This is a genomic window from Amorphus sp. 3PC139-8 (assembly GCF_040750475.1).
In the GTDB taxonomy this organism is placed as follows: domain Bacteria; phylum Pseudomonadota; class Alphaproteobacteria; order Rhizobiales; family Amorphaceae; genus Amorphus.
This window is the reverse complement of record NZ_JABJVY010000025.1, coordinates 76,339-87,110: the sequence shown is the minus strand read 5'-3', so window position 1 is coordinate 87,110 and position 10,772 is coordinate 76,339. Positions and strand designations below refer to the sequence as shown.

Here is a 10,772-nt window from a genome sequence, read left to right as displayed (position 1 = left end):
ACCGGTTTTCCGCCCGCATCCCGCTCTAAGAATGAAAGGCGATCAACTTATCCCTTCGGTCCGAAGGGGTTGATCTTGCGGGATGAGGAAAAGTGGGCACCGGTTTTCCGCCCGCATCCCGCTCCCCAGGGTCTCGGGCCAATGAAAGCCGAATTCACCGTGATCGAGGTTCCGGTGGCGGCTGCAGCGCGCGGTTGGCGAGATAGCGCAGCCGCGCGGCGTTGATCTCCGCCCCCAGGATCAACAGTCCTGCGGAAAGGTAGAGGAACACGATCGAGGTCATGACCCCGGCGAGCCCGGCATAGGTGGCAGCGTAGTTGGCGAAATCCTTCAGGTAGTAGCCGAAGCCCGCCGCGCCCGCCATCCACAGCACCAGCGTCGCCAGAATGCCCGGCAGCAGGTCCACGAAGCGCCGCCGGCCGGCCGGCAGCCAGACGTGCGCGGCAATCAATGCAATCACCAAGATCATCGCAGCCAGAAAAAATCGGCCGAAATGGAACACGCCGGAAAAGCTGCCGAGCCAGGGCACATAGCTAAGTGCCGTCGACCAAACGATCGGCCCCAGCACCAAAAGCAACCCGACCACCAGTAGCGCGATCGAGCCCATGGCCACGAAAGCGAGGCTCTGGAGCCTGCGAAACACGGGATTGCGGTCCTCGCTCGAGCGATAAGCGCGATTGAGCGCCAGCCGGAGCGCCTCGATGCCGTTGGAGGCGACCCAGATAGAGGCCAGAAAGCTGAGCGTGAGCAAGCCGCTGCGTGGGCGCTCCAGCACGGCATTGACCTCGCTGGAAATCGGATCGGACACTCCTTTCGGCCAGGTGGACAGCACCAGCTGGGCGGCTTCCGTCGCCATTTCCCGCGTTCCCACCAGGGCTGCGAGCGTTCCCAGAATCACCAGGAACGGAAACAGAGACAACAGCATCGACAGCGCGACGTGGCTTGCGATCGCCCATCCATCGTCGACGTTGAAGCGCACGGCGGCGCTCGCCACCACCGACCAGGTGGCGCCAAGCACCGGGATCCGGCGGACTGCCCGCCCGGCCCGATCGCTCCATGACCCGAAGGAGTGTCGAAACGCCATCACCTTCCCGTCGCACCTCCCGTTGCCCTGCCCGGCCGGTCCCATCGCAGTGCACAATAAGATTTGCCCCGACCCGTGCCCTGTCTATATCGTCTCCTCGTGTCGATGCCACACCGCGCCTGGTTCGGAGAGGGCCGGATTTCAGAGGCGGGATCGGTCGACGGATCGATTTTCTCCCGCGATCGAGCTTGTACTCGTGCTCGAAAACGTGGGTTGGCTGGGAGGTTGCCATGCTCGCCGAAGGTCTCGCGACCGAGATTTCCGATGAGGCGCTCATTGAGCGCGCCCGCGAGGCCGTTTCGGCCATCGACGGGCTTGCCGTGCGCGCGAAAGGCGCGGTGCGCGAACGGCTCGTGGTCGACGGCAAGATCGACCCGACCCGGCTGGAAGCCGAGCAGCACGCCGTCCACGGCCTCGCCTGGCTGTCCACCTATGCCGAAGCGCTACGCCAGCTTGCCGACTACGCCGCCCGGCTGAGCGATGAAGGTCGCCTCACCGCCGTCGAAGGGCTGATCGTGCGGGTCGGTTTCGGCGAATATCTGGCTCAGGTCTTCGGCGGCATTCCGATGAACCAGGGCGAGATCATCCGGCTTGCCGATCTCGGCCTGGACGAGGCCAACATCGCGGCCGCCCGCAGCGAGGCCGTCGGCTGGTTCCTGTCCTCCGGCAACACGCGCGAGACCCGCGCCGCGTTGGCCGATATCCTGAAAGCTCACGATGTCGGCGAGCCCGTCGGCGCGCTCGGGCTGGACGAGACCATCTCGGCGATGCGCAACGAGATCCACCGCTTCGCCGAGGCTGAGGTCGTCCCCTACGCGCACGACTGGCACCTGGAAAACGCCTACATCCCGATGGATGTGGTGGCGAAGATGTCGGAGCTCGGCGTCTTCGGCCTGACCATCCCGGAGAACTATGGCGGCCTGGAGCTGGGCAAAGAGTCCATGTGCGTGGTCTCCGAGGAGCTGTCGCGCGCCTATATCGGAGTCGGCTCGCTCGGCACCCGCTCCGAAATCGCCGCCGAGCTGATCCTGGGTGGCGGCACGGAGGAGCAGAAGGCGCACTGGCTGCCGAAGATCGCCTCTGGCGAGGTGCTGCCGACGGCCGTGTTCACCGAGCCCAACACCGGCTCCGACCTCGCCTCGCTGAAGACCCGGGCGACGAAGGACGGCGACGTCTACAAGGTCACCGGCAACAAGACCTGGATTACCCATCCCGTCCGCGCCGACCTGATGACGCTGCTGGCGCGCACCAACCCGGAAGATCCGGGCTATCGTGGCCTGTCGATGCTTCTGGCGGAAAAGCCGCGCGGCAGCGACGACAACCCGTTCCCGGCCGACGGCATGTCCGGGGGTGAGATCGAAGTCCTCGGCTACCGGGGCATGAAGGAATACGAGATCGCCTTCGACGAGTTTGAAGTCCCTGCGGGCTCGCTCCTTGGCGGAGTCGAGGGCCAGGGCTTCAAGCAGCTCATGCAGACCTTCGAGTCCGCCCGCATCCAGACCGCCGCGCGCGCCGTCGGCGTTGCCCAGTGTGCGTTCGAGCTGGGGCTGCGCTATGCCCGCGAGCGGATTCAATTCGCCAAGCCGATTGTCGCCTTCCCACGAGTGGCCGACAAGCTGGTGATGATGGCGGTGGAAATCGCGATCGCCCGTCAGCTTACCTACTTCTCCGCTCGCCAGAAGGATTCCGGCCGGCGCTGCGACCTGGAAGCGGGGATGGCCAAGCTGCTCGCCGCCCGCGTCGCCTGGGCCGCGGCCGACAACGCCGTGCAAATCCATGGCGGCAACGGCTTCGCGCTGGAATATCCGATCTCCCGCGTGCTGTGCGACGCGCGCATCCTCAACATTTTCGAGGGTGCCGGCGAGATCCAGGCTCAGGTGATCGCGCGGAGGCTGTTGGACGGGACGAATTGATTGGAGAATTTTGCTCCGCTCATTCCCGCTCCGCCATCGCCTCCTCATAGGCGGCCCGCAGCTCGCCGAAGACGGAGCGCTCGGGCTTGGGTGCGCCCAGATGCAGGTGGCGCAGCTCATCCATGAAAGCGTCCCAGAGCTCCGGCCCGCCTTCCTCCAGAAGCTCGGCACGCACCGAAAGCTCCCGGCTCGGCCGCGTGTGACGTATGCCCCACGCTCCCATGTGGGCGAGCAACGGCACGAGCTCGATTGATGCCTCGGTCAGGCTGTAGATCGCCTTCTGCCGATGAGACGGGTCTGGTGCGCGGTCCAAGAGGCCGGCTTCGACAAGCCGCTTCAGCCGATCCGCGAGGATGTTGGAGGCAATGCCCTCCTCGTTCCGGGACAAGAGCTCGCCATAGCTGCGCCGATTCCCGAACATGACGTCGCGGATGACGATCAGGCTCCAGCGGTCGCCGAGGTGCTCGAGGGTGAGATTGATCGGACAGCCCGATCGACCTTTCTGCGACATGCGACTCACTCCGGAGGAACTACTTGCAAAACGCAAGTTGATGATTTAGCCCTCATCCAGTTGCAATATGCAAGTGGATTGGAGGTCCGCCATGTCTCTCGCGCTCTATGGTCACCCATTCTCTTCCTACACACAGAAGGTCCTGATCGCGCTCTACGAGAACGAGACTCCGTTTGAATTCCAGCTGATTGAACCGGATCAGTCTGAGAATACCGCCGAATGGCTGCGCCGCTGGCCCCTGCGCAAGTTTCCGCTGCTGGTCGACGGGGATCGCACGGTTGTGGAATCCTCCATCATCATCGAGCACCTTCATCTGAGACACCCTGGACCCGTTCGGCTTCTCCCGGACGATCCTGCGGCCGCGCTCGACGTTCGCTTTCTCGATCGCTTTTTCGATTACCACGTCATGGACGCCATGCAGGTCGCCGTCGAAGCGGCAATCGATCGGCTGCCCATGTCGACCGAAGCGGGACTTGCGATCGCCACAGAGCGTCTCGAGAGGGCTTACGGCTGGCTCGAAGGCGCGCTCACCGAGCGCACATGGGCCGTGGGCGAGGACTTCACGATGGCCGATTGCGCAGCCGCACCTTCGCTCTTTTATGCGGACTGGACCTATCCGATCCCCGAGGGCTACCCCCTTGTCCGCGCATACCGGGCGCGCCTGCTCGCCCGCCCGTCATTTGCACGCGCGGTCGAGGGCGGTCGGCCGTACCGGAGCTATTTCCCGCTGGGCACACCCGAGCGGGATTAACTCAGCCCAAAAGCTTCAGGGGCCCGATTACCTCGGCAGCGTCGACGAGCCCATCAAATATTCGTCGATGGAGCGGGCCGCCTGGCGGCCTTCCTTGATCGCCCAGACCACCAGCGACTGGCCGCGCCGAACGTCGCCGGCTGCAAACACCTTGTCGATGTTGGTCTTGTAGTCGGTCATGGTGGCGGCGACGTTGCCGCGGCGGTCGCGCTCCAGCCCGGAGAGCTCTTCCAGATAGGTGCCCTCGGCCGGACCGGTGAAGCCGATAGCGATCAGCACCAGGTCGGCCTTGATCAGGAACTCTGTGCCGGGGATCGGCGCACGCTTTTCGTCCACCCGCGAGCACTGGACATGGGTCGCCCGCCCGTTCTTGCCGACCACGCCGAGGGTGGCGGCGGAGAATTCGCGCTCGGCGCCTTCCGCCTGGCTGGAGGAGGTGCGGAACTTCGTCGGCCAATACGGCCAGACCGTCAGCTTGTCCTCCTTCAGCGGTGGCATCGGGCGGATGTCGAGCTGGGTCACGCGCAGCGCGCCCTGGCGGAACGAGGTACCGATGCAGTCCGACGCGGTGTCGCCGCCGCCGATCACCACGACGTGCTTGCCGCCGGCGAGGATCGGCGCCTCGTGGATCGGCTCGCCGCCGATGCGACGGTTCTGCTGCACCAGGAACGGCATGGCGTAGTGGACGCCGGACAGCTCCATGCCCGGCAGGCCGGGATCGCGCGGCTTTTCCGCGCCGCAGGCGATCAGCACGGCATCGTGGCCGTCGATCAGCTCCTGCATGGTGGTGGAGACGCCGATATTGGCCCCGAAGTGGAAGGTCACGCCCTCCGCTTCCATCTGGCGCACGCGGCGCTCGATATGGTGCTTCTCCATCTTGAAGTCGGGGATGCCATAGCGCAGCAGGCCACCGGCCTTCGGCTCGCGCTCATAGACATGGACCGTGTGGCCCACTCGGGCGAGCTGCTGAGCTGCGGCGAGTCCGGCCGAACCGGCACCGATCACCGCCACCTTGCGGCCGGTGTGATGGGTCGGCGGCTGCGGCCGCACCCAGCCGTTCGCCCAAGCCTTGTCGGCGATCGCCTGTTCCACCGTCTTGATGGCGACCGGCACGTCTTCCAGGTTCAGCGTGCACGCCTCCTCGCACGGGGCGGGGCAGATACGGCCGGTGAACTCCGGGAAGTTGTTGGTGGAATGCAGGTCGAACGCCGCATTCTCCCAGTCGCCGGAGTAGACCAGATCGTTCCAGTCTGGGATCTGGTTGTCGACCGGGCACCCTTGCGGTCCATGGCAATAGGGAATGCCGCAGTCCATGCATCGCGCCGCCTGGCGCTGCACCTCCGGATCGGTGAGCGGCAGGGTGAATTCCCGAAAATGGCGCACGCGGTCGGCAGCCGGCTGGTACTTCTGCTCCTGCCGGTCGATCTCGAGGAAACCCGTCACCTTACCCATTCGGTCAATCCCACCTTACCCACGCCCGCCGTCAGCTTCGGTCGAACGCACTTTTAGTTGGATGAAGTCTAAGACGCCAGCAGTCCAGTCCCGAAGGTGCCGACACCATCGGCGCCTCCGGCTTGAATGGCCGCTGGCCCAGCTTGTTCATTGATCGGCGATCAGCCGTCCCCCGAGGAGGACGGCCAACCGTTCAGGCACGGCTGCCGCCTCACTCGGCCGCCACGCCGACGCGCGCCTGCTCCATCTCGCGAAGCGCCCGGCGATACTCGACCGGCATCACCTTCACGAACTTCGGCCGGAAGGTCTCCCAGTTGTCGAGGATCATCTGGCCGCGGGTCGAGCCGGTATAGCGCACATGCGCCGCGATCAGCATGCGCAGCCGCTCGTCATCGTGATGGGTCATATCGCTGGAGACGTCGACGCGGCCCTTGGTTTCCACGTCACCACCATGGTGGTGCAGCTTCTCCAGGAGGTCGTCTTCCTCCACCACAGGCTCCAGATCGACCATGGCGAGGTTGCAGCGCTCCTTGAAGTCGCCGGCCTCGTCGAGCACGTAGGCGACACCGCCGGACATGCCGGCCGCGAAGTTGCGCCCGGTCTGGCCGAGCACGACCACCACGCCGCCGGTCATATACTCGCAGCCGTGATCGCCGGCGCCTTCCACCACCGCGATCGCGCCGGAGTTGCGCACCGCGAAGCGCTCGCCGGCAACGCCACGGAAGTAGCACTCGCCCTCGATCGCGCCATAGAGCACGGTGTTGCCGACAATCATCGAGTTCTCCGGCACGAACTGCACGTTGTCCGCCGGCCGCACGATGATCTTGCCGCCCGAAAGGCCCTTGCCGACATAGTCGTTGCCGTCGCCGATCAGCTCCAGCGTCACGCCCTTCATCAGCCAGGCACCGAACGCCTGTCCCGCCGTGCCGGTGAGCGTGATGTGGATGGTGTCGTCCGGCAGCCCGTCATGGCCGTGATGTTTGGCGATTTCGCCCGACAGCATCGCGCCCACCGAGCGGTCGACGTTGGTCACGTTGGTTTCGATCTTCACCGGCGTCGCATGAGCAATGCCCGACACCGCCTGCTTGATCAGCGTACGATCGAGCACCTCCGCGATCGGATGGCTCTGATGGGAGGTGTGATAGAGGTCCTCCGGCCGGGCCGCTTCCGCCTGGAAGAACACCCGCTCGAAATTCAGGCTCTTGGCCTTGAAGTGGTCGATCAGCTTGGCCTGGTCGAGATGCTTGGTCTTGCCGATCAGCTCGTTCAAGGTCCTCACCCCCATCTTCGCCATCAGCTCGCGCGCCTCTTCGGCGACGAAGAAGAAGAAGTTGATGACGTCCTCGGGCGTGCCCTTGAAGCGCTTGCGCAGCACCGGGTCCTGGGTGGCGATACCGACCGGGCAGGTGTTCAGGTGGCACTTGCGCATCATCAGGCAGCCGGTCGCGATCAGCGGCGCCGTCGCGAAGCCGAATTCGTCGGCCCCGAGGATGGCGCCGATGACCACATCGCGGCCGGTCCGCATGCCGCCGTCGACCTGCAGCGCCACGCGCGATCGCAGGCCGTTGAGCACCAGAGTCTGGTGCGCTTCCGCCAGGCCCATCTCCCACGGGCTGCCGGCGTGCTTGATGGAAGTCAGCGGCGAGGCGCCGGTGCCCCCCTCGTAGCCGGCGATCGTGATGTGGTCCGCCCGCGCCTTGGCGACGCCGGCCGCAACCGTGCCCACGCCCACCTCGGACACGAGCTTCACGGAGATGTCGGCTTCCGGGTTCACGTTCTTCAGGTCGAAGATGAGCTGGGCCAGATCCTCGATCGAATAGATGTCGTGATGCGGCGGCGGCGAAATCAGGCCGACGCCCGGCGTCGAATGCCGCACCTTGGCGATGATGGCATCGACCTTGTGGCCGGGAAGCTGACCGCCCTCGCCCGGCTTGGCGCCCTGGGCCATCTTGATCTGGATCTGGTCGGCGTTGACCAGATACTCCGTGGTCACGCCGAACCGGCCGGACGCCACCTGCTTGATCGCGGAGCGCTTGGAGTCCCCGTTGGGAAGCGTCAGGAACCGGTCGGATTCCTCGCCGCCCTCGCCGGTGTTCGACTTGCCGCCGATCCGGTTCATGGCTACCGCCAGCGTCTCGTGGCTCTCCTTGGAGATCGCCCCGAACGACATGGCCCCGGTCGCAAACCGCTTCACGATCTCCACCGCCGGCTCGACTTCGTCGATCGGCACCGGCTGAGCGCCGAGTTCCTCCGCCGGCCGAAGACGGAACAGACCGCGGATCGTGTAGCGTCCGGCCTCCTCGTTCACGAGCCGGCTGTAGGTCAGATATTCGTCGGTCTGCTTAGTGCGCACGGCGTGCTGGAGGTGAGCGATCACCTCCGGCGTCCACATGTGCTGCTCGCCGCGGGTGCGATAGGCGTACTCGCCGCCGGTCTCCAACGTGCGGACCAGAAGCGGATCCTCGCCGAACGCCGAGACATGCCTGCGCACCGTCTCCTCGGCGATCTCAGCAAGACCCATGCCGTCGATGGTGGTCGCCGTGCCGAAGAAGAAGCGGTCGACGAGTTCGTCCGACAGGCCGACGGCATCGAAAATCTGCGCGCCGCAATAGGACTGGTAGGTGGAGATGCCCATCTTGGACATCACCTTCAGGATGCCCTTGTCGATCGACTTGATGTAGCGCAGCACCACCTCTTCGTCGTCGACCTCCTCCGGGAAGCCCGACTTCATCGCCGCCAGCGTCTCGAAGGCGAGATAGGGGTTGATCGCCTCCGCGCCGTAGCCGGCGAGGACGCAGAAATGATGGATCTCGCGCGGCTCGCCCGATTCCACCACCAGACCGACCGAGGTGCGAAGCCCCTTTCGGATCAGGTGATGGTGCACGCCCGCGGTGGCGAGCAGCGCGGGAATCGCGATCCGCTGTCTCGAGACCAGCCGGTCCGACAGGATGATGATGTTGTAGCCGTCGGCAACCGCCTTCTCCGCCCGCTCGCACAGCCGCTCGATCGCCGCCGCCATGCCGTCGGCGCCGAACTGGGCGGAATAGGTGCAGTCGAGCGTAATGGTCTGGAACTGGTTGTCGGCGATGTCGCCGATTTCCCGGATCTTCTCCAGATCATGGTTGGTCAGGATCGGCTGGCGCACTTCCAGCCGCTTGCGCGTCGACAGCCCCTTGAGGTCGAACAGGTTCGGCCGCGGACCGATGAACGACACCAGGCTCATGACGAGCTCTTCGCGGATCGGGTCGATCGGCGGGTTCGTCACCTGGGCGAAGTTCTGCTTGAAATAGGTGTAGAGCAGCTTCGGCCGGTCGGAGAGCACCGACAGCGGCGTGTCGGTCCCCATCGAGCCGATCGCCTCCTGGCCGATCGTCGCCATCGGCGCGAGCAGGAACTTCAGGTCTTCCTGGGTGTAGCCGAACGCCTGCTGGCGATCGAGCAGACTCTCGTTGGTGGTCGGCGTGCGTCCGCGCACCGGCACCATCTCTTCCAGCACCGTCTGGGTGCGGCCGAGCCACTCGCGATAGGGGTTGGCCGTGGCGAGCTGACGCTTCACCTCCTCGTCGGAGATGATACGGCCCTCCTCGGTGTCGATCAGGAGCATGCGGCCGGGCTGTAGCCGCCACTTGGACACGATCTTCTCTTCCGGAATCGGAAGCACGCCCGCTTCCGACGCCATCACCACGAGGCCGTCCTCGGTGACCACGTAGCGCGCGGGACGCAGGCCGTTGCGGTCGAGGGTGGCGCCGATCTGGCGACCATCGGTGAAGGCGACGGCGGCCGGCCCGTCCCACGGCTCCATCAGAGCTGCGTGATACTCATAGAAGGCCTTGCGGTCGTCATCCATCAGCGGATTGCCGGCCCAGGCTTCCGGGATCAGCATCATGACCGCGTGGGCGAGCGAGTAGCCGCCCTGAACCAGGAACTCCAGCGCGTTGTCGAAGCACGCCGTGTCGGACTGTCCCTCATAGGAGATCGGCCACAGCTTGCTGATATCGGAGCCGTAGAGTTCCGATTCCGCACTCGCCTGACGCGCCGCCATCCAGTTGACGTTGCCGCGCAGCGTGTTGATCTCGCCGTTGTGGGCAACCATCCGATACGGGTGGGCAAGCCGCCAGGACGGGAACGTGTTGGTGGAGAAGCGCTGATGCACCAGCGCCATCGCGGATTCGAAGCGCGGGTCGGTCAGGTCGTCATAGTAGCTGCCCAGCTGGTGGGCCAGGAACATGCCCTTGTAGACCACCGTGCGCGAGCTCATGGAGACGATATAGAAGTCCGTCTCCTCGCCCTCGGTCTCGCGATAGATCGTGTTGGAGATGACCTTGCGCAGGATGTAGAGGCGACGCTCGAAGGTCTCGTCGTCGACATCGGCCTCGCCGCGTCCGATGAAGACCTGGGTGTGGACCGGCTCCACATCGGTCACGAGCGAGGACAGGCCGGAGTTGTCGACCGGCACCCGGCGCCAGCCGATCAGCGAATGGCCTTCCTTCTCGACCGCCTGGGTGATGATCTCCTCGCAGTGGGCCCGCAGCGCGTCGTCCTTCGGCATAAACACCATGCCGACGGCGTATTGGCCGGGCTCCGGCAGCGTGAAGCCGAGCTCCGCGCAAACCTCCGTGTAGAAGCCGTGCGGGATCTGGCAGAGCATACCGGCGCCGTCACCCACCAGCGGATCGGCCCCAACGGCACCACGGTGCGTCAGGTTGACCAGGACTTCCAGGCCCTGCTCCACGATGCGGTGGGACTTGCGGCCGTGCAGATCGCAGACGAAGCCGACGCCACAGGCATCATGCTCCTTGCCGGGACGGTAGAGCCCGGCTTTGGCGGCTTGAGACCGAGCATCGTGGGAAGTGGTCGAACGGGTCGCCGCATTCATCGCCGCAACGCCGCCATAGTCACCCGTTCTTCTCTCACTCATGGTCCGCATGCCTCGTCTGGAGCCGCGCGCAATCGGGCCCTCGGCCAGATCCGCCCTGTCACTCGCTTTCCAAAGAGCCAGAACCGTGCGGTCTTGCTGCCGCGAAGGCCCTGACGGCGGGCGTCCGGCCGACCTCCGTCATC

Annotated in this window: 6 protein-coding genes; 2 read left to right on the top strand and 4 right to left on the bottom strand. The window is 65.3% G+C overall.

Annotated features, from left to right (window positions below):
* Positions 1–154: 154 nt before the first annotated feature.
* Positions 155–1,084, bottom strand: coding sequence for a YihY/virulence factor BrkB family protein (locus HNS03_RS20290; RefSeq protein WP_367197871.1), 930 nt, complete (start codon positions 1,082–1,084; stop codon positions 155–157).
* A 230-nt stretch (positions 1,085–1,314) separates the two neighbouring features.
* Here HNS03_RS20290 and HNS03_RS20285 point away from each other — a divergent pair, with 230 nt between their 5' ends.
* Positions 1,315–2,997: an acyl-CoA dehydrogenase family protein gene (locus tag HNS03_RS20285; protein ID WP_367197870.1), complete on the top strand. Its 1,683-nt coding sequence runs from the start codon at positions 1,315–1,317 to the stop codon at positions 2,995–2,997.
* Between the two features lie 19 nt (positions 2,998–3,016).
* Here the strand turns inward: HNS03_RS20285 and HNS03_RS20280 are convergent, their stop codons facing one another.
* A complete protein-coding gene (locus tag HNS03_RS20280) occupies positions 3,017–3,508 on the bottom strand; it encodes a winged helix-turn-helix transcriptional regulator (RefSeq protein WP_367197869.1) in 492 nt (163 codons plus the stop codon).
* Between the two features lie 91 nt (positions 3,509–3,599).
* Here HNS03_RS20280 and HNS03_RS20275 point away from each other — a divergent pair, with 91 nt between their 5' ends.
* Positions 3,600–4,259, top strand: a complete 660-nt coding sequence (locus HNS03_RS20275; protein ID WP_367197868.1) for a glutathione S-transferase family protein — start codon at positions 3,600–3,602, stop codon at positions 4,257–4,259.
* Between the two features lie 27 nt (positions 4,260–4,286).
* Here HNS03_RS20275 and HNS03_RS20270 read toward each other — a convergent pair whose 3' ends face one another.
* Together HNS03_RS20270 and gltB are read right to left on the bottom strand one after the other, a co-directional pair.
* Entirely contained in the window at positions 4,287–5,711 is a 1,425-nt protein-coding gene (locus HNS03_RS20270) for a glutamate synthase subunit beta (protein ID WP_367197867.1), read from the bottom strand.
* A gap of 211 nt (positions 5,712–5,922) precedes the next feature.
* Positions 5,923–10,587, bottom strand: a complete 4,665-nt coding sequence (gene gltB / locus HNS03_RS20265; RefSeq protein WP_367197875.1) for a glutamate synthase large subunit — start codon at positions 10,585–10,587, stop codon at positions 5,923–5,925.
* Between the last annotated feature and the right edge of the window lie 185 nt (positions 10,588–10,772).